This is a genomic window from Arthrobacter sp. zg-Y1110 (assembly GCF_025244865.1).
Lineage (GTDB): Bacteria > Actinomycetota > Actinomycetes > Actinomycetales > Micrococcaceae > Arthrobacter_B.
Map to the genome: position 1 here is coordinate 3,442,306 of NZ_CP104272.1, position 18,258 is coordinate 3,460,563.

Consider the following 18,258-nt stretch of genomic DNA (forward strand, 5'->3'; position numbering starts at 1 on the left):
GGCTTCCCGAGCCTACCCGAGCAGCTGGTCGACGTCGGCCCACACATCTGCGGTCCGGACTTCCGCCACAAACGAGTCATCGTGTTCGCACCGCTCGGCAGTCCAGCCGACCTGGGTGACGTCAGCCTTGCAGACGGGACACTCCGACACCCAGGACATGTGCACCCGGTGCCGGGTGCGGCCCATCGCCCCGGCGTTGACGACGTTGCCGAACCAGTAGATCCCCACCGTGGCGGCTCCGGCCGCCTGCGCCAGATGCCGGGGTCCGCTGTCATTGCCCACCATCACCGCACTGGCCTGCAGCAGGGCCCCGAGCGTGCCGATGCCCAGTTCGCCGGCGAGCGAGCGGACGGGCGCGTCGGGTCCAGCCTCGGCGAGCGCAAGGTCCACGACGTACTGCGCGAGGCCCCGGTCGGCGTCGTCGCCCACCACCACAACCTGGCAGCCCCGGGCGACGGCACGCACCGCCACCTCCGCGAAGCACGACGCCGGCCACCTGCGCCGCGGGTCCGTGGCCCCGGGGTGCAGGGTCACCAGGTTCCGGCCCGGCAATACCAAGGCCCGCGCCGCCGCTACCTCTTCGGGCAGGACGGGCAGCTGCGCGTCCAGGCTGACGGGGGCTGCTCCGGCGAGCCCGGCCACTTCCAGCGCCCGGAATACCTCGTGCTGGTAGTAGATGTAGGGAATGCTCCGCTCCAGGGCGGCGGCATCGGGGGTGCGGGTCCCCACCGTGTGCCGTGCCCCCAGGCGGAGCAGGAAGGGATTCGAATTCCGGCCGCCGCCGTGCACCTGTACGGCCAGATCAAACCGCTCCCGCTGCATCCGGGCCAGGAATGCCTCAACGGCCTCCGGGTCCTCCGCTCCGGAGGCAATGCCGGGGGCGGCGGGCAGGACCTCCACCCGCTGCACCGGCCCGGGCCGGTTCGTCAGGAGGGCGGCGTGCAGCGCAGTGCCAAGCAGCGTGATGGACGCGGACGGATATGCGGCGGCGAGAGCTTCGACCGCCGGCAGGGCGAACATCAGGTCTCCCAGCCCTCCGCCGCGCAGCACGGCGATTTTCTGCACCTCCGGAAAGGGTGCGGCCAGGGGGCCGACGCCGCGGACAAGCCCCGGCCGGTCGCTCCGGGGGTACAGCGGCCCGCGCTGTTCCGTGGTCTTCTGCTTCATGGGGCTTCCTTTCGCCGAGGACCTGCGTGCCGCGCCGGTCTGCCCTGTGGGCACTCACCTTAGGTGCTGGCGACGCCGGACCCAAGGGAGGTGTTTACTCCATGTGAGCGGGGCCCGCACCTGCTTTCCGCGCCTGTCTGAACCCGCCGGAAACGGGGTATGGGAGCTATACAACGCGCGACAAGGAGCAGCATGTCCACCACCATTCAGCCGCCGGTCCCCCGGTCCGCCTCCCCAATGCACCCCACCGGTTCCCCCGAGCCGCTCACCATTTGCGATCCACGGGACGGAACGCTGGTGGGTCGGGTGGAGCAGGACGGACGGGCCGGCATCCGAGCCGCCGTGGCGGCAGCCCGCGGCGCCCTCCCCGGGTGGGCAGGCACCGACCCCGCAGAGCGGGGGCGCCTCCTGCACGCCGCTGCCGCTGCCCTGGAGCTGCGGGCCGCCGAACTGGCCGAGTGGAACACCCGTGAGACCGGACGGCCCGCGGCCGAAGCCCTTGCCGGGGTGCAGGCCGGGGTGTCCACGTTGGAGCAATACGCCGAACTTGGCCCTGTGCACCGGGGGCTCAGCCTCCGCGGTGCGGCACTCGCTGCGGACTACACGGTAGCCGGGCCGCGCGGCGTCGCCGTGGTGCTGACCCCGTGGAACGACCCGGTGGCCGTTGCCGCCGGGTTGATCGGCGCGGCGCTGGTCACCGGAAACACGGTGATTCACAAGCCCAGCGAGCGTTCTCCCCACACCGGGAAACTGCTCGGGGAGATCCTCGCCCCGGCGTTCCCCGCCGGTGTCCTGACAACGGTCACCGGCGGCCCGGACGTGGGTACCCAACTGACCTTGGAAGCAGGGGTGGACGTCCTGGCACACGTGGGTTCCAGTGCGACGGGTGCGAGGATTGCCCGGACGGCTGCCCTGACGGGAGCCCACGTCATCCTCGAGAACGGCGGCAATGATCCGCTGCTGGTTGATGCAGACGTGGATCCGCGATGGGCGGCCGGACAGGCAGCTGTCGGGGCATTCAGCAACAGCGGCCAGATCTGTACCGCGGTGGAGCGCATTTACGTTCACCGCAACATCGCGGATGCGTTCTGCGCCGAGCTGATGGCCGAAGCGCGGCGACGAAACCGAGGGCAGGCGATGGCGCCGCTGGTGGATACCCGGCTCCGCGATACCGTGCACCAGCAGGTAACCCAGGCGCTGGTCCGCGGCGCGACGGTTGCGGAGGGCGGCGCGTTACCGGAAGGACCCGGAGCCCACTACCCCGCTACCGTCCTGCTGAACTGTTCGGCGGGGATGGAGGTCTTCGACGCCGAAACGTTCGGCCCCGTGGCCGCCGTGCAGGTGGTGGACAGCTTCGACGAAGGGCTCGCCCTGGCCGCTGCGGGATCCTACGGGCTGGCCGCCACGGTCTTGACGGGCAGCATTGCCCACGCTCAGCAGGCAGTGGCTGCCCTGGACGTGGGCACCGTGAAGATCAACGCCGTGTTCGGCGGCGCCCCGGGCGGCTCGGCACAGCCCAGGCGTCGGAGCGGCCGCGGCTTTGGCTACGGCCCGGAACTGCTGGACGAGTTCTCCCTCGTAAAGGTGGTCCACGTCGGCTCTCCGGGCACCGCCTCACCGGGACTGCCGGAGTGACGGACTTCCGGAACCCCGGGGAGGTCCGCAGCCTCGCTCCGGGGCTGCCGGCTCGTCTCGCGGCCGCCTCCCTGTGCATAGCGGTCATCGGCGATGTGATGCTGGACGGCTGGTGGTCCGGGGTCACCGAACGGTTCTGCCGCGAGGCTCCGGCTCCCGTGGTGGATGTGCAGCGGAAGAACTACGCACCCGGCGGTGCGGGAAACACGGCCATGAACCTGCAGGCGCTCGGAGCACGGGTCCGGCTCGGCGGACTGACCGGCAGCGACGCCGCCGGTGACCGGCTGCGCGGCATCCTGGCGGAGGCGGGCGTGGACCTGCGCGGCATGGTGCGGCACCCCGACGCGCAGACCGCCACGAAGGACCGGATTGTCGCCGCGGAGCAGGTACTGTTCCGGCTCGACGACGGCGGGCGGTTCCCGGCCGAGGCAGAAGACCTGCTGGCGGCCTCCGTCCCTGCACTGCTGGAGGGCGCCGATGCATTGGTGGTCTGCGACTACGGCACCGGGCTGCTGCACGGGGCCGTCCGCGACGCCCTGGTGGCACTGCGCGGCGGCCGCCTCACCGTCGTGGACGCCCACGACGCCGCGGGCTGGGCCGATCTGTCCCCCGACCTGGTCACGCCGAATGCCGCCGAAGCCGCGCAACTGCTGGGCGGGCCAAAATTGCTCGGGCCGGACCGGGCCGCAGCGGTTCGCACCGCTGCACCGGATCTGCTGGCCGCCGCCGGCGCGGCAGCGGCAGCCGTCACCCTGGACCGCGACGGCGCGGCCGTGATCGGCGCCGACGGCGGGTTCCACCGCACCTGGGCGCGGCCCGCTGCCGAAAAACAGGCGTCGGGAGCAGGCGACACGTTCGTTGCCTGCCTGACGCTCGCCCGGGCCGCAGGCCTGCCGCTGTCCACCGCCGCGGGCCTGGCGCAGAACGCCGCCGATATTGTGGTCCAGCGGCCCGGCACCTCGGTCTGCAGCACCGCCGATCTGGAAAAGCATCTGGACAGCTTTGCCGACACGGCACTCAGCCAGGCCGAACTCCTGGCCCGGACCGCCGCCGAACGGGCTGCCGGGCGCAGGATTGTCCTGACCAACGGCTGTTTCGACGTCCTGCACCGCGGGCACACCCGGTACCTGAACCAGGCCAAACAACTCGGCGACATCCTGGTGGTCGCCCTGAACAGCGACTCGTCCGCCCGCCGGCTGAAAGGACCGGGCCGTCCCATCAATCCCGTCCATGACCGGGCCGGGATCATTGCCGCGCTCAGCTGCGTGGACTACGTGACCGTATTCGACACGGACACGCCGATTCCGCTCATCCGGGAGCTGCGGCCGGATATTTACGCGAAGGGCGGGGACTATTCCGCCCAGATGCTGGCTGAAACCCCGGTGGTGGAGGAATGCGGCGGCCGGGTGCTGATCCTGGACTACGTCTCCGACCACTCCACCACTGCCCTGGTGTCCCGGATCCGGTCCGGCGGCACCGGCGGCACCGGGGAGACTGAGGGAAACCCCGCGGGCGGCGGAGGCTCAGAAGCAGCCGCAGGCGGGAACGGCCCCGGGGACCCGCCGTGACGCGCCGCTGGTCCGGGGACTGGGCCCGGCCACCCGATTCGGGCAGTGCGGCAGAGGTGGACGTGCTGATTCCGACCCGCAACCGGCCGGCCGAACTCGCGGTCACCCTCGCCGGGCTGGCCGCGCAGGACGGGCCGGACTTCGCCGTCGTCATCAGCGACCAAAGTACCGATGTTCCGTCCTGGAACCATCCCGCCGCCGAAGCGATGGTCCGGGTCCTGCAGGCGCAGGGCCGTCCCGTCCGGCTACTGAGGCACCTGCCGGCCCGGGGGCTGGCCGAACAGCGGCACTTCCTGCTCGGGCAGGCCGGCGCTCCGCTGGTCCTGTTCCTGGACGACGACGTCTGGCTGGAACCGGACATGCTGGCCCGGCTCACGGCGGCCCTGGCGGCGTCCGGCGGCGGGTTTGTGGGGGCTGCCGTGCAAGGGCTGTCCTATCTCGCCGACCGGCGGCCCGAGGAACAGCAGCCGTTCGAGGTCTGGGAGAACGGACAGGTGCAGCCGGAACGGATCCGACGCAACCAGCCGGGTTTCTCGCGTTGGACCCTGCACAATGCAGCGAATCTGGCGCATGTGGCTTCCGGCCTCGGAATCCCGCCGGGGCAATGGCGCCTGTACCGGATCGCCTGGGTGGGGGCCTGCGTCCTCTATGACCGGCAGGCCCTGCTTGCGTGCGGCGGCTTCGGGTTCTGGGATCAGCTGCCGCCCGGGCATGCCGGGGAGGACGTGGCAGCCCAGTGGCGGGTGATGGAGAGGTTCGGCGGCGCCGGAATGATTCCCTCCGGTGCTGTGCACCTGGAGTCGCCAACCACGGTTACCGACCGGTCCGCTGACGCTGCCGAGCTCATCCTGGGCACCGGCGGGTGCGACCCGTCCAGCGGACGGGAGATCTAGCTGCTCAGGCGGTGGGATCCGTGGGCCGGGGCGAATCGTCCTGATCCGTTGCGGACGGGGTCGGCTTGCCCACGTTTCCCGCACCGCCCGGAATCTTTGCCGAACTGCGGTGGACACCCGAGCCCTGGCTGAGGTGCTCGGGGTTCGGCTTCTCCGTCATCAGCAGCAGCGAAGAGACCAGCAGCGACGCGATAAACGCAATGCCGACGGCAATGAGCCCGAGGTCGAACCTCAGTTCCTGCTCCGCTCCCCCGGTGGCGAAGATCATGGTGGCAATGCCGGCAATCAACGCCAGCACGGCAGAGAAAATCAGCGGTGCCTTAACGGAGTTCCGCCTCTGCGGTCCACCGGTTGAGCTGTTCGCCACTATGATTGCCTCCTGCTGCGTTGGGGTGGCGCGGATCGATGCGTAAATGCACCGCGCGCGTTACCTAGTTTACGGCCTATGCCCGCTCGTCCACGGCTGCACGGGAATCATGCCGGACGCCCAGGGCGGAAATGGCCACGATCACCGCAATGATGATCGCCGCGCCACCGGTCACGCCAAGCAAGGCGCGGACACCCAGGCTGTAGACGAGCGGCACCAGGATGCCGGCCGCCAGGGCGGCGGCACCGGTGATCAGCCAGTCACGGGCCGGCAGGAAGTCGCCGCGGTTCCGGACCCAGAGGATGAGTTCGAGGACTCCCCCGAGGATGAGGGCGGCGGCAGCCGCTGCCCGGAAGGCTTCGGCCGAGGCGAAGACCAGCGTGGCTGCACCGGCCAGAACGTAGGCGGCGGCTTCAACCAGCAGGAAAGCCCGAACGTTGCCGTGTCCGCGTGCCGCGGCGAGCATGGGCCAGAGTGCGACGCCGGTGAGCAGCAGGTAGGTGCCGCCGGCAACCACCAGGACGGGCTCGGTGGGGTCCTGCCAGAACACGGTCAGCACGCCGTAGACTGCCGCGACCATTGAACGGACCAGCATGGGTCCCCAAGGTGCTCCGGGATTGGATCCGCCCACTGCAGAGCCTCCGCTTTCACTTTTGCATCATTTCGGTGGCCGGTTGGCCACCGTCAAGCTTAGTCGCTCCCCGCTCCGGACCGGGCACCGGTCACCATCCAGGCGTCCCGCCGGGTCCGCCAGGACAGGGTGATTCCGCGTGCGCTCATGTAGCCAAGGGCGAACGCCGCCCACAGCCAGGCGATCCCCCCGGCGCCGGACAGGCCCGCAGTGTGCACCCAGATCAGCAGCGGCAGATAGGCGGCCAGGTTCAGCACGCCGGTAAGGGCCAGGTATTTGGCGTCCCCCGCGCCGATCAGCACTCCGTCCAGCACAAACACCAGCCCGCAGATCGGCTGGGAGACCGCGAGGACCCAGAGCCCGGCGGTCATGGCCTGCTGCACACCGGCGTCGCTGGTGAAGAGCACCCCTGCCACCGGCGCCACCAGCGCCAGCAGCGCCCCGGTAATGACGCCGAACCCCACACCCCAAACGATCATCCGCCGGGTCAGCGCGCGGGCCGTCACGGTATCTCCGGCGCCCAGTTCCTTGCCGATCATTGCCTGTGCCGCGATGGCCAGGGCGTCCAGCGCGAACGCCAGGAAGGTAAACACGGTCATGACCAGCTGGTGGGCCGCGAGGGATTCCGGTCCCTGCGCGGTGGCGACCAGGACTGTCGCGAGCACCGCGGCACGCAGGCTCAGCGTCCGCAGCATCAGCCACGACCCCACGTGCGCCGTCGCCCTGATTCCCGACACCGCGGGCCGCAGGGAAACCCCCTGGGAGCGTGCCATCCGCGCCACCGCGATCAGGTAGAACACCGCCATGCCCCACTGCGCGATGCTGGTGCCCAGGGCCGATCCCGCCACGGACAGGGAGAACCCGTAGACCAGCAGGTAATTCAGCCCGATGTTCACGGCGAAGCCGGCCGTGGCCACCACCAGCGGGGTGCGGGTGTCCTGCAGCCCGCGCAGCACGCCCGTGGCGGCCAGGACCACCAGCATCGCGGTCAGGCCGGGCATGGAAAAGCGCAGGTAGTCCACGGCGTAGCGGTGCACGTCACCGGTGGCGCCCATGGCACTGCACAACTGTGGAGCGAAGAGGTACCCCGCGGTCGAAAGCACGGCGCCCAGCAGGACGGCCAGGGCAATGCCGTCCCTTCCTGCGGCGAGCGCCTCAGGCTGCCGGTTGCCGCCGAGGTAGCGCGCCACCGTGCCGGTAGTGGAATAGGCCAGGAAGACCATCAGCCCGACGGCGGTCTGCAGCACCGTCGACGCGAGGCCGACACCGGCCAGCTGGGCCACGCCGAGGTGGCCGACAATAGCGGAATCCGCCAGCAGGAACAGGGGTTCGGCAATCAGAGCGCCCAGCGCCGGGAGGGCCAGGGCCAGGATCCGGCGGCTGAGCCGCCGGGAGGAAAGGTCGGCTTCGGTCTTCACACCTTCCAGCCTACGTTTTACGTCCGTTGTCCGGTGCCGCTGCCGCGGGGTCCGCCGTCCCGGCGCCGTCGTCGTTGCTGCGCAGGACCAGGACGGCCGCCAGTGCCGCCGCCAGCAGCAGCACACCGACAAAAAGCACCAGGAACTTCCAGCCGCCCTGCTGGAAGTAATAGCCGCCCACCCAGCCCAGCAGGCTGGACCCGGTGTAGTAGAAGAGGTTGTAGAGCGAGGAGGCCTGTGCCCGCCCTTCCCGGGCGAGTAGCGGAGTCCAGCCGGAGGCAATGGAATGCGCGGCGAAGAAACCGGCGGTGAAGACCAGCAGTCCGGCCACGATGGCCGGAAGGTTCTCGGCCAGCGTCAGGGCAAGACCCACCGCCATGGCACCGAGGGACAGCAGCAGCACCGGCTTCCGCCCGCCGCGAAGCCGGGCCGCCAGGGTGCCCGCGGCCCGGGAGGACCAGGTGCCGGCGAGATAGGCGAGGAACAGGGAGCTGGCCAGGCTCTGGGGCAGCCCGAAGGGCGGCTCGCCCAGCCGGAAACCCAGATAGTTGTAGACCGCCACGAACCCGCCCATCAGCAGGAAGCCCTGTGAATACAGGACCAGCAGCCGCGGGCTGCGAAGGTTCGCCGCCAACCGCGCAGCCAGGCCGTGTCCGGAGGCGGCACGGCGGACGGGCACAAAACCGTGCTGGCGGGGTGCTGTGAGCATAAAAACTACTGCGGCTCCGGCTGCCAGGAGGCTCACCGCGGCTACACCCACCCGCCAGTTCACCAGTTCCGCCAGGGGTGCGGCCAGGATCCGACCCGCGAGACCGCCGATGGTGGTGCCCGAAACGTAGGTCCCGGCCGCCACTGCGGCATGCAGCCTGCTCACTTCCTCGCTGAGGTAGGCCAGCGCCACCGCCGGAATCCCGCCCAGGGCCGCCCCCTCGAGGAAGCGGAGTCCCAGCAGCATCGGCAGATTGGGGCTCAGCGGAACGGCCAGGCCCAGCACCACTGCGGCCAGGATCGCCAGGCGCATGGCCGGCAGCCGGCCGAATCGGTCCGCGGCGGCGGACCAGGGAATCACTGTGACGGCGAGTCCGAGGGTGGCTGCGGAAACCGTCAACGCCGCCGACGAGGCGGAGATACCCAGATCGGCAGCGAGTTCGGGCAGGACTCCCTGCAGGGAGTACAGCTGGGCGAAGGTCGCCACACCGGCCGCGGCCAGTCCCACCAGGACGCCGCGGTAGCCGGGGCTGCCGCGCCGGTGCCCGGTGAACTGGCCGCGGAAGCCGGGCGCGTCATCGCGTCTCGTCATGGCTGGTCCGTTGCCGCGTCCGTGGCCGGGGCGGCGGGCGCCGTCCGCGATGCACCGGACGGGTCACCCGCCAGTTCCGCGGCCAGGTTGCGGCGGGCCCGTTCCTCCCAGAGCTGCCGTCCGGCGGGCGTCCGGTAGAGCGGATCGGCTGCGACAAGCCGCCGGACCACCCGGCGTCGTCCGGCAGTGAAGTCCTCGGCTGAAAGGTGCGCGTACTCGGCGCGGACCGCCTGCAGGTAGGCGGCATACCCCGCTGGGTCGCGGGCCAGCACTGCCAGGTCCGCGTCCGTGAGCAGCGCTCCGTTGGCGTCCGCTGCAGCCGGATCATGGCTGGCGGTCAGGCGGACCAGCCGTGCGCATTCGGCGGTCTCGGCGGCAGTCACGCCCGCGCCGGAGAGCAGCTGCTCAGCCAGCCGGGCCGAGGCGCCCTCATCGGCACCGGCCCGGCCGGTGTACACGGCGTCGTGGAACCAGGCGGCCAGGGCCACGGGGCGGGGCACTTCGCCGCCGGCAAGCAGGTCCAGGGCCTCCAGGACCTGCAGCAGATGCCGGCGGTCGTGGTAGCGGCGGTGCGGTTCATTCCAGAGTTGAAGCAGGTGTTCGCCCAGCTCCGGTGTCCCGGGCAGCAGCCGGTTCCACCGGTGGCGCAGCGGGGCGGCAAGGGCGGAAGGGCGCTCCCTCGCCGGGATCCGGAGCCCGCTGGAAATGAGGATGCGGACCAGGTCGCCGCAGCTGACCGGCACGGCCCCCAGCGACACGAGCGCGTCATAGCGTTCCCGGGGCACGTCGTAGTGGTCGCCGTCGAACGCCCGGTCCGAGATGCCTGCCTCCCGGGTGAACGCGTGCAGCTCGTCCAACCCGGAGTTGGAGATCAGGTGCGAGAAGAGGGTGTTGTGCGCCGGCCACATCGGCGGATCGATGTAGATCATGGACGCCGGGTTTCCGGCTGCAGCAACAGCATCTTGTATGTCTATCGCACCCGGGGCAGCAATTTCCATGCGGCGGCGCATCCGTCGGGCCGCCGGGCAGCCGGTCTTTGCGCAAACCCTTGTTCCGGGGACCCCCCGGTGCTGGAATAACCGCATGGATGCCGTGCCCGAGGCCATGCCCGCCGCCGAACCCGCCGCCAAACCCGCTGCCGCATCCCCCGGCGCCTCCACCGTGGTCGCCATCGGAACCCGCAAGGGCCTGTGGCTGGCCACGAGCCCCGACCGCCGCAACTGGGAGCTGCGCGGGCCGGAATTTGCGATGACGGAGGTCCCGTCCCTGGCCTTTGACGCCCGCAGCGGCACCCCGCGTCTGCTGGCCGGTGTGCGGTCCGAGTGGTGGGGCACCAATGTCGCGATTTCGGACGACCTGGGGCGGACCTGGCAGGAACCCGAGCAGGCGGCCATTGCCTTTCCGGAGGACACCAGCGCCTCGCTGGAGCGCATCTGGCAGCTGGCGCCGGACAGCGCGGACCGGCCGGGCGTTGTCTGGGCGGGCTGCGAACCGATCTCCGTGTTCCGCTCCGAGGACGGCGGCAAGCACTTCGAACTGGTGCGGGGGTTGTGGGACCACCCGCACCGCACCCAGTGGGGCGCCGGCTACGGCGGCCCGGCCGCCCATACGGTCCTGCCGAGCCCGAGCGACGATTCCGTCCACGTGGCGATCAGCAGCGGCGGGGTCTACCGCTCCGATGACCGCGGGGAGACCTGGGACGCATTCAACACCGGCATCATCGCGGACTTTATGCCGGAGAAATATCCCGCGTTCGGGCAGTGCGTGCACAAGGTAGCCCGGGACGCGGGCAACCCGCAGCGGCTATACGCCCAGAACCACGGCGGGGTGTACCGCAGCGACGACGCCGGCGGACAGTGGTTGTCCATTGCGGACGGCCTTCCCGCGGATTTCGGTTTCGTGATGCTTGCCCACCCCACCCGCCCGGATACCATCTGGACCATTCCGCTGGGTTCGGCGGGGGAACGCAATCCGCCGCAGGGCCGCCCGGCGGTATACCGCAGCACCGATGCAGGCGGGAGCTGGGAGCGGTTCGACGCCGGCCTGCCCGCCTATGATTTCAACGCCGTGCTCCGTGATGCGGCCGATGTGGACGACGCCGATCCCGCCGGCATCTACTTCGGCACCCGCGGAGGCGAAGTCTATGCCAGCGCCGACGAGGGCGAGACCTTCAATCTGGTGGCCGCCAATCTTCCGGATGTGCTCTGTGTCCGCGCAGTTGCGGCCTGACGCTCGCGGCCGCGGCCACGGGTGCGCCGACGTCGAGCTGTTGCTCCCTGCGGCGCTGGCCGACGCCGCGGACGGACGGCGCCTGTTGACCCTTCGCCCCAGGCCTGGCGAAGGGACACCGGAAAACACCACCGTTGCGGATGTCCTGGCGCTCCTGCAGTCCGATTTCGCGGGCGTGTACCGCCGGATCTGCGACGAGACCGGGGAGCTGCGCCGCTATGTGAATCTGTACCTGGACGGCGATGACATCCGGGACCTGGACGGTGCTTCCACCGTGCTGCCCGCCCGTGCGGAACTGCTGGTCCTGCAGTCGATCGCCGGCGGATGAGGATAGTTAAAAGGGAACGGGCGCTTTACGCATTTCGCGTAAAGCGCCCGTTCTGCTTCGATCTCCGCACTAAGGCGGAACATCTACCGAAGACTCACGCTGGCCTAACTAGGCCGGCAGCTGCAGGGTCTGACCGGTGAAGATCAGGTCCTGGTGGATAACGGTGTCCAGGTTGGCGTTGTACAGCGCCTGCCAGCCGCCCTCGATGCCAAGCTTCTCGGCGATCTCGGAGAGGGTGTCGCCGGCCTGGACCACGTAGGTCTCGCCGGACAGGGCCGGAGCCGGGGTCTGTACCGGAGCAACGGCCTCAACCGGGACGCTGGTCGGTGCCGGAGCAACGGTCTGCGGCTGTACGTAGGTCTCGACCGGAGCGGCCTCGACCGGAGCGGCTTCGACCACCGGGGCGGGCTCGGTGTAGGTCTCAACCGGAGCGGCTTCGACCACCGGGGCGGGCTCGGTGTAGGTCTCAACCGGAGCGGCTTCGGTGACAGGAGCCTGCTCAACCGGAGTCTGGGCTGCCTGCGGGTTGGCAGTAGCGCCGGTCATGCCCAGCTTGGCGGTGCAGGCAGGCCAGGCGCCGGGGCCCTGTGCTGCCAGGACACGCTCAGCCACGGCAATCTGCTCTTCGCGGCTGGCATTAGCTGCGTCGCCGGTGCCGCCGAAGGCTGCCCAGGTGCTGGGGGTGAACTGCAGGCCGCCGGAGTAACCGTTGCCGGTGTTGATGGACCAGTTACCACCGCTTTCGCACTGTGCGAGGGCGTCCCAGTCCATGGAGGCTGCGTTGGCCGGAGCGGCCATTCCTGCAAGGCCTGCAGCGCCAGCACCGGTGATGGCGGCGGTAGCCAGGCCACGGCGGACGATACGACGGATCTTCTGGTTCTTCATAAGTCTTTTGCTCCCATGGGTTCCACCTGCGCTCGTCCCGTCCCCGGGCGTCTGCACGCCGTCGCCTTCCCCAACTTGATAGAGGTCTTCGTCGATGCCACGCAGCGGCGACGTGCAGTGGACGCGTGGCATCAGGCTTACTGGTTTGAGGCCGCACCAGGATTGGTGCCGGCCGCCGCCGACTTCGATCCAGTCAGGCGGTCCAGCCCTCGATCAGGGCCTTAACCAACGTAGGGAAGTCTTTTATCGAGATCAAATCGAGATCAAGTATGCACGAATCGTTATCTTTTCCAGATCCGCGTAAATAAGCGCGAGAAGTACAATCAACACCCGTTTTTGTAGATTCCGTCACATATTCGGTTTTGGCGTTTAGGACCCGTTTTCCGTGATCCGGGTCATCTCCGGGCAGTGAGGAATGCCACCAAAACGACGGCGGCAGACGCCGTGCGGCCGTCCGCCGCCTGCAGCTTCTTGCCGACACTTGCTCCCCGCCCCATGTGCGACAGGCATACCGTTATTCAGGGTGCCTCTGATCAGGCTCCGGTGATCGCGCCGATAATGGTGCCCGGGTTGCGGCAGGTGCCGGGGAGCCAGCCGCGCCCCGGCCCGGGAAGGGCACTGCCGCCGCGTTTTTCCACTTCTGGACAGTGCAGGCGGACCGGTCTAACGTTGGTCCTCGTGCTCACATTCTTCAATGCGCTCAAACGCATTCTGGTCGGGCGTCCTTACGGCAACGAACGGCTCTCGCACACCCTCCTCCCCAAGCGGATTGCGCTCCCGGTTTTCGCCTCGGACGCCCTCTCATCTGCTGCCTACGCGCCCGATGAGATTCTCCTTACCCTGGCGCTGGCCGGCGTCGCTGCCGTGACCCTCTCCCCCTGGGTGGGGCTGGCCGTTATTGTCGTCCTGCTCACGGTGGTGGCGTCCTACCGCCAGAACGTCCATGCCTATCCGTCCGGCGGCGGAGACTACGAAATTGCGAGCACCAACCTGGGCAAGCCCGCCGGCCTGACCGTCGCCTCCGCACTGCTGGTGGACTACGTGCTCACCGTCGCTGTGTCGATGTCCTCGGCGGCGTCCTACCTTGTGACGGCCATCCCCGCACTGCACGGCACCCAGGCCACCATCGCCGTGATCGGGGTGGCCGTACTGGTCCTGGTGAACCTGCGCGGCATTCGGGAGGCCGGCGCCTTATTTGCCGTACCCACCTACATCTTCATGATCTCCGTACTGGGCATGTGCCTCACCGGCTTCCTCCAGTTCCTCAGCGGAGACCTCCGCCAGGCCCCCTCGGCGTCCTTCGAACTGGTGCGGGAATCCGGTTTCGACGAAGGGCTCGTAGGACTTGCCGGCGTCCTCCTGCTGCTGCGGGCCTTTTCCTCGGGCGCAGCCGCACTGACCGGCGTTGAAGCCATCAGTAACGGCGTCCCCACGTTCCGCAAACCCAAGAGCGCCAATGCCGCCACCACCCTGTTGCTCCTGGGCGTGATTTCCGCGGCCATGATCGGCGGGATCATCGCCATGGCCAACCTCACCAAGGTCCATGTAGCCCAGGACCCGGCCACCCAGCTCACGTTCAACGGTTCCCCCGTGGGCGAGGACTACGTGCAGCATCCGGTGATCAGCCAGTTGGCGGAGACCATCTTCGGCGATGGCAGCATCGCGTTCTACCTGGTTGTGGCCGCCACCGGGCTGATCCTGGTCTTTGCCTCCAACACCGCATTCAACGGCTTCCCCGTGCTGGCCTCGATCCTGGCCAAGGACGGGTTCCTCCCGCGCCAGATGCGCACCCGCGGGGACCGGCTGGCGTTCAGCAACGGCATCATTTCGCTCGGTCTGGGCGCCCTGGTGCTCGTCGTGGCCTTCGACGCCGATGTCACCCAGCTGATCCAGCTCTATATTGTCGGGGTCTTCGTTTCCTTCACCGCCAGCCAGCTGGGTATGATCCGGCACTGGACCGGCAAGCTGCGCACAGAGCGGGACAAGGACGTACGACGCCGGATGCAGCGTTCCCGGGCGATCAACTCCCTCGGCTTCGGCATGACGGCCCTGGTGCTGCTCATCGTCATCATCACCAAGTTCACCCACGGCGCATGGATTGCCCTGCTGGCCATGGCCGTGCTCTACGTGATCATGTACAGCATCAGGGTCCACTACGACACGGTTGCCCGCGAGCTGGCGCTCAGTGCTGACGACCACGGCCTGGCCCTGCCCTCCCGGGTCAATGCGGTGATCCTGATTTCGCAGGTCCACAAGCCTGCCCTGCGGGCAATTGCCTATGCGCGGGCATCCCGTCCCTCCAGCCTGAACGCGATCATTGTGGATCTTGATCCGGAGGACACCCGCCGCACGCTGGCTGACTGGGAGCGGCTGCAGATTCCCGTGCCGCTGACGGTCCTTTCCTCGCCGTACCGCGAGACCATCTCCCCCGTGCTGGCGTACCTGCGCGATGCCCGGCGCAACTCCCCGCGGGAACTGTTCGTGGTCTACATTCCGGAGTACGTTGTGGGCCGTTGGTGGGAGCAGTTGGTGCACAACCAGACCGCCCTGCGCATCAAAGCCCGGCTGCACTTCGAGCCGGCCATCATGGTTGCCTCCGTGCCTTGGCAGCTGGCCTCGAGCCACGATGCCCACGGAGAGCCGGCCGGCGGTCCCGGCGCCTCAAACCGGGGCTAGGCGCACCGCTCGGGCCAGGGCCTAAGGCACCGGCCGCGGTTCCCTTCCGGGGTCCGCTTACTTCCCTGCGCGGCCGGCCAGGATGGACCGGTAGGCGTATTCAGTAAGCCTGCCGTCCTGCACGGCCTGCTCCACGGCAGCAAATGAGCGTGCACCGGCGTCGTTGCTGTACGGGAAATGGATGAGTTCGGCTATGAGCTCCCATTCCTCGGTGATGGAGTCAATGAGATCATCCGGGGTTTCCTCGGCGGACGGACCGCCGCCCAGGACCGTCCACGCGTCGTCGGGCACCCGGTAGGCCTGCAGCCGGTCCAGGTCCGCCTCGAGTGCCTCAAGGGAGTCGTACTCGGTCTGCGCCACGACCGGAACGGAGCCGTCCGGTGTCGCCAGCTGGCTGACGAAGGTGCTCTCGGAGGACGGGTAGATGGAGGTGGGGACGGGTTCGCCTTCCTCCAGGTACGCCGGCAGCTGGGACGGCATCCAGTACCAGGCATCGCCCTGGTCCGGGCCGCCGGGCTGGTCCCGCTCACTGATCCAGCCGCGGGCGGTGAGCAGCGCCTCTGCCTCATCGCTGAAGTACGCGGTTTCGCCGCGCAGCAGGGCATTGACTTCATGCTCGGCGCGGCGGGCCTGCTTCTTCTTGGAGACGGCCTTCTTGCGGGGCTTGGACTTGGGCATGGCGGATCTCCTGGGGGAAGCGGTGGGCGGTAAGCGGTGGTAGGCGGGGACGAGGGGCCGGGGCCGCGGCTAGAAGCCGCTGCCGCCCTCAACCGCCATGTTCGAGAAGCGGGAATAGTGGCCCTGGAACCCCACCACGATGGTTTTGGTGGGGCCGTTACGGTGCTTGGCCACAATGACGTCGGCCTCGCCGGCACGCGGCGATTCCTTGTCGTAGATGTCCTCGCGGTGGAGCAGGATGACCATATCCGCATCCTGCTCGATGGAACCCGATTCACGCAGGTCGGAAACCATCGGTTTCTTGTCGGTACGCTGCTCCGAACCACGGTTCAGCTGTGACAACGCGATCACGGGTACTTCCAGTTCCTTGGCCAGCAGCTTCAGCGCACGCGAGAACTCGGAAACTTCCTGCTGGCGGGACTCCACCTTTTTGCCCGAGGACATCAGCTGCAGGTAGTCCAGCACCACGAGCTTGAGGTCATGGCGCTGCTTGAGGCGACGGCACTTGGCTCGGATTTCCATCAGGGACATGTTCGGGCTGTCGTCGATAAACAGCGGCGCGTCATTCATCCGGCCCATCGTGGTGGCGATCTTGCCCCACTGTTCGTCCTTGATGGTGCCCTTGCGCAGGTCCTGAAGCCCGATGGTCGCTTCGGCCGAAAGCAGGCGCATGGCGATTTCGTTGCGGCCCATTTCGAGGGAGAAGAAGACGGTGGTCATGTTGTTCTTGATGGCCGCGGACCGAGCGAAGTCCAGCGCGAAGGTGGACTTGCCGACGGCAGGACGGGCAGCGATAACGATCATCTGTCCCGGGTGCAGGCCCTGGGTGAGCTCGTCCAGTTCGTAGAAGCCGGTGGGTACGCCGGTCATGCCTTCGCCGCGGTGTCCGGCGGACTCAATCTCGTCCACCGTGCCCTCGATGATGTCCTTCAGGGGCACGTAGTCTTCAGCAGTCCGCCGCTCGGCCACGGCGTAGATTTCGGCCTGGGCAGCGTTGACGATGTCATCCACTTCCATGCCCTCGTTGGAGTAGCCCAACTGGACAATCTTGGTGCCTGCGCCAACAAGGCGGCGGAGAACCGCCCGCTCACGCACGATTTCGGCATAGAAGCCGGCATTGGCCGCGGTGGGAACGGACTGGATCAGCTCGTGCAGGTAGGCCGGTCCGCCGATCCGGCCAATCTCGCCCCGCTTGGTGAGTTCATCCGAAACGGTGACGGCGTCGGCCGGTTCCCCGCGGCCGTAGAGATCAATGATGGCCTCATAGATGGCCTCATGTGCAGGGCGGTAGAAGTCCAGGCCCCGCAGGACTTCCACGCAGTCTGCGATGGCGTCCTTGGAGAGCATCATGCCGCCAAGCACCGATTGTTCTGCGACCAGGTCCTGCGGCGGTGTCCTCGCGAAGTCCGGACTTGATGTTGATGCCGGGGAGTCCGTATGCGTGAGCGACACTGTGACCCTTTCCATAAAGGCTAAGACGTTTCGATCCCTGCCCTGCCGGAGGGCTTGCTTATCTCTATCAGCCCGCACTGACTTTCCGCCGGAACGGCGGCGGCGGTGCTGACGGATCCGAGCCGGCGGACATGCGTCTGAAGAAGGGATTCACCGCAACCGTATGCCTCCTGCGGCCTGCCGACAAACGAGTTATCCACAGGTCCTGTGGACAGTCTGTGCATAACGCGGCGTGTCTTGTGCACAGGCTGGGTATAAGCATGTGGATAAATCTTAGTTTTTTCCACAAAAGGGCCTCTGACTAGGGCAAACGCTTGTCCACACCTGTGTAAACAAACTATTTTTCCGCCGCGCCGGACTGCCGGCGCCGTGTTGACAGGAGCTCCAAACAGGCCTAGGGGTGCCGAAATCCACAAATATCCCCCGCGATATCCACAACAGCCGCCTCAGCGGACGATGGATTGCGGGCATCTGCTGCCGGGGCGTGGAGAACGGGGGCCGCAGCAGCGGCCCCCCACACAAAAAAGCACCCTCCTGCCCGAAGGCAGGAGGGCGCTTTAGTGTCTGCGTCAGACGTTAGCCTGCAACGACCTCGAGGTCGATGACGGCTGCAACATCGTTGTGCAGGCGGACGTTGGCCTGGAAGGAACCAACCGACTTGATGTGCGTCGGGAGTTCAACCTTGCGCTTGTCGATGGCGCCGAGACCGGCGGCTTCGACAGCAGCGGCAACGTCGCCGGGCTTGACGGTACCGAAGAGGCGTCCGGACTCGCCGGCCTTGACGGTCAGCTTGACCGGCTTGGCGGAGAGAGCAGCAGCCTGCTTCTGAGCATCTTCCAGGGAAGCGTGCTCGCGGGCAGCGCGGGCAGCCTTGATGGACTCAACCTGCTTCTCGCCACCCTTGGTCCAGGTCAGAGCGAAGCCGCGGGGCAGGAGGTAGTTACGTGCGTAACCGTCCTTAACCTCGATGACGTCGCCGGCAGCGCCGAGACCGGTTACTTCGTGGGTCAGAATGAGCTTTGCCATGAGTT

16 protein-coding genes are annotated in these 18,258 nt (G+C 68.1%); 6 read left to right on the plus strand and 10 right to left on the minus strand.

The window, feature by feature from the left end; translation table 11 throughout:
* Positions 1 to 12: 12 nt before the first annotated feature.
* A complete protein-coding gene (locus tag N2K99_RS16160; RefSeq protein WP_227932693.1) occupies positions 13 to 1,167 on the minus strand; it encodes a glycosyltransferase family 9 protein in 1,155 nt (384 codons plus the stop codon).
* A 192-nt stretch (positions 1,168 to 1,359) separates the two neighbouring features.
* Between N2K99_RS16160 and N2K99_RS16165 the strand changes: the two genes are divergently transcribed.
* Genes N2K99_RS16165 through N2K99_RS16175 form a run of 3 tightly spaced genes read left to right on the plus strand, consistent with a single transcriptional unit; the run spans position 1,360 to position 5,263 of the window.
* Positions 1,360 to 2,802, plus strand: a complete 1,443-nt coding sequence (locus N2K99_RS16165) for an aldehyde dehydrogenase (RefSeq protein WP_374200016.1) — start codon at positions 1,360 to 1,362, stop codon at positions 2,800 to 2,802.
* Entirely contained in the window at positions 2,799 to 4,370 is a 1,572-nt protein-coding gene (gene rfaE2, locus N2K99_RS16170) for a D-glycero-beta-D-manno-heptose 1-phosphate adenylyltransferase (RefSeq protein ID WP_227932692.1), read from the plus strand. The genes N2K99_RS16165 and rfaE2 overlap by 4 nt, the downstream gene beginning before the upstream one ends.
* Complete coding sequence (locus tag N2K99_RS16175; RefSeq protein ID WP_227932691.1) at positions 4,367 to 5,263, plus strand: glycosyltransferase family A protein; 897 nt, start codon at positions 4,367 to 4,369, stop codon at positions 5,261 to 5,263. The genes rfaE2 and N2K99_RS16175 overlap by 4 nt, the downstream gene beginning before the upstream one ends.
* 4 nt (positions 5,264 to 5,267) lie before the next feature.
* Here the strand turns inward: N2K99_RS16175 and N2K99_RS16180 are convergent, their stop codons facing one another.
* The 5 genes from N2K99_RS16180 to N2K99_RS16200 form a co-directional block, all read right to left on the minus strand.
* Positions 5,268 to 5,630 carry a hypothetical protein gene (locus N2K99_RS16180; protein WP_227920278.1) on the minus strand — a complete coding sequence of 121 codons (363 nt, stop codon included), beginning with the start codon at positions 5,628 to 5,630 and terminating at the stop codon, positions 5,268 to 5,270.
* Between the two features lie 76 nt (positions 5,631 to 5,706).
* Positions 5,707 to 6,225 (minus strand): hypothetical protein, encoded by a 519-nt coding sequence (locus N2K99_RS16185; RefSeq protein WP_227932690.1) that lies wholly within the window; start codon positions 6,223 to 6,225, stop codon positions 5,707 to 5,709.
* Between the two features lie 95 nt (positions 6,226 to 6,320).
* Positions 6,321 to 7,679, minus strand: a complete 1,359-nt coding sequence (locus tag N2K99_RS16190) for an MATE family efflux transporter (protein WP_227932689.1) — start codon at positions 7,677 to 7,679, stop codon at positions 6,321 to 6,323.
* A 10-nt stretch (positions 7,680 to 7,689) separates the two neighbouring features.
* Positions 7,690 to 8,979, minus strand: coding sequence for an MFS transporter (locus N2K99_RS16195; RefSeq protein WP_227920284.1), 1,290 nt, complete (start codon positions 8,977 to 8,979; stop codon positions 7,690 to 7,692).
* Positions 8,976 to 9,908, minus strand: a complete 933-nt coding sequence (locus N2K99_RS16200; RefSeq protein WP_227920940.1) for a DUF4031 domain-containing protein — start codon at positions 9,906 to 9,908, stop codon at positions 8,976 to 8,978. Before N2K99_RS16200 ends, N2K99_RS16195 begins: the two co-directional genes overlap by 4 nt.
* A gap of 175 nt (positions 9,909 to 10,083) precedes the next feature.
* Between N2K99_RS16200 and N2K99_RS16205 the strand changes: the two genes are divergently transcribed.
* Entirely contained in the window at positions 10,084 to 11,208 is a 1,125-nt protein-coding gene (locus tag N2K99_RS16205) for an exo-alpha-sialidase (protein ID WP_227920941.1), read from the plus strand.
* Positions 11,186 to 11,536, plus strand: a complete 351-nt coding sequence (locus N2K99_RS16210) for a MoaD/ThiS family protein (protein ID WP_227920286.1) — start codon at positions 11,186 to 11,188, stop codon at positions 11,534 to 11,536. The genes N2K99_RS16205 and N2K99_RS16210 overlap by 23 nt, the downstream gene beginning before the upstream one ends.
* A gap of 108 nt (positions 11,537 to 11,644) precedes the next feature.
* Here the strand turns inward: N2K99_RS16210 and N2K99_RS16215 are convergent, their stop codons facing one another.
* Positions 11,645 to 12,421 carry a transglycosylase family protein gene (locus N2K99_RS16215; protein WP_227932687.1) on the minus strand — a complete coding sequence of 259 codons (777 nt, stop codon included), beginning with the start codon at positions 12,419 to 12,421 and terminating at the stop codon, positions 11,645 to 11,647.
* Between the two features lie 678 nt (positions 12,422 to 13,099).
* Here N2K99_RS16215 and N2K99_RS16220 point away from each other — a divergent pair.
* Positions 13,100 to 15,097 (plus strand): APC family permease, encoded by a 1,998-nt coding sequence (locus N2K99_RS16220; RefSeq protein ID WP_227920290.1) that lies wholly within the window; start codon positions 13,100 to 13,102, stop codon positions 15,095 to 15,097.
* 57 nt (positions 15,098 to 15,154) lie between these two features.
* Here the strand turns inward: N2K99_RS16220 and N2K99_RS16225 are convergent, their stop codons facing one another.
* The 3 genes from N2K99_RS16225 to rplI form a co-directional block, all read right to left on the minus strand.
* Positions 15,155 to 15,775 (minus strand): cell division protein CrgA, encoded by a 621-nt coding sequence (locus N2K99_RS16225; RefSeq protein WP_227920292.1) that lies wholly within the window; start codon positions 15,773 to 15,775, stop codon positions 15,155 to 15,157.
* A 69-nt stretch (positions 15,776 to 15,844) separates the two neighbouring features.
* Positions 15,845 to 17,227 (minus strand): replicative DNA helicase, encoded by a 1,383-nt coding sequence (dnaB, locus tag N2K99_RS16230; RefSeq protein ID WP_227920294.1) that lies wholly within the window; start codon positions 17,225 to 17,227, stop codon positions 15,845 to 15,847.
* A 576-nt stretch (positions 17,228 to 17,803) separates the two neighbouring features.
* Complete coding sequence (gene rplI, locus N2K99_RS16235) at positions 17,804 to 18,253, minus strand: 50S ribosomal protein L9 (RefSeq protein ID WP_146359901.1); 450 nt, start codon at positions 18,251 to 18,253, stop codon at positions 17,804 to 17,806.
* Between the last annotated feature and the right edge of the window lie 5 nt (positions 18,254 to 18,258).

Coding starts and splice junctions, on each gene's coding strand:
- N2K99_RS16205 (WP_227920941.1), top strand. CDS start 10,084: ATGCCCGCCGCCGAACCCGCCGCCAAACCCGCTGCCGCATCCCCCGGC.
- N2K99_RS16215 (WP_227932687.1), bottom strand. CDS start 12,421: ATGAAGAACCAGAAGATCCGTCGTATCGTCCGCCGTGGCCTGGCTACC.
- rplI (WP_146359901.1), bottom strand. CDS start 18,253: ATGGCAAAGCTCATTCTGACCCACGAAGTAACCGGTCTCGGCGCTGCC.
- N2K99_RS16200 (WP_227920940.1), bottom strand. CDS start 9,908: ATGATCTACATCGATCCGCCGATGTGGCCGGCGCACAACACCCTCTTC.
- N2K99_RS16160 (WP_227932693.1), bottom strand. CDS start 1,167: ATGAAGCAGAAGACCACGGAACAGCGCGGGCCGCTGTACCCCCGGAGC.
- N2K99_RS16165 (WP_374200016.1), top strand. CDS start 1,360: ATGTCCACCACCATTCAGCCGCCGGTCCCCCGGTCCGCCTCCCCAATG.
- N2K99_RS16185 (WP_227932690.1), bottom strand. CDS start 6,225: ATGCTGGTCCGTTCAATGGTCGCGGCAGTCTACGGCGTGCTGACCGTG.
- N2K99_RS16225 (WP_227920292.1), bottom strand. CDS start 15,775: ATGCCCAAGTCCAAGCCCCGCAAGAAGGCCGTCTCCAAGAAGAAGCAG.
- N2K99_RS16195 (WP_227920284.1), bottom strand. CDS start 8,979: ATGACGAGACGCGATGACGCGCCCGGCTTCCGCGGCCAGTTCACCGGG.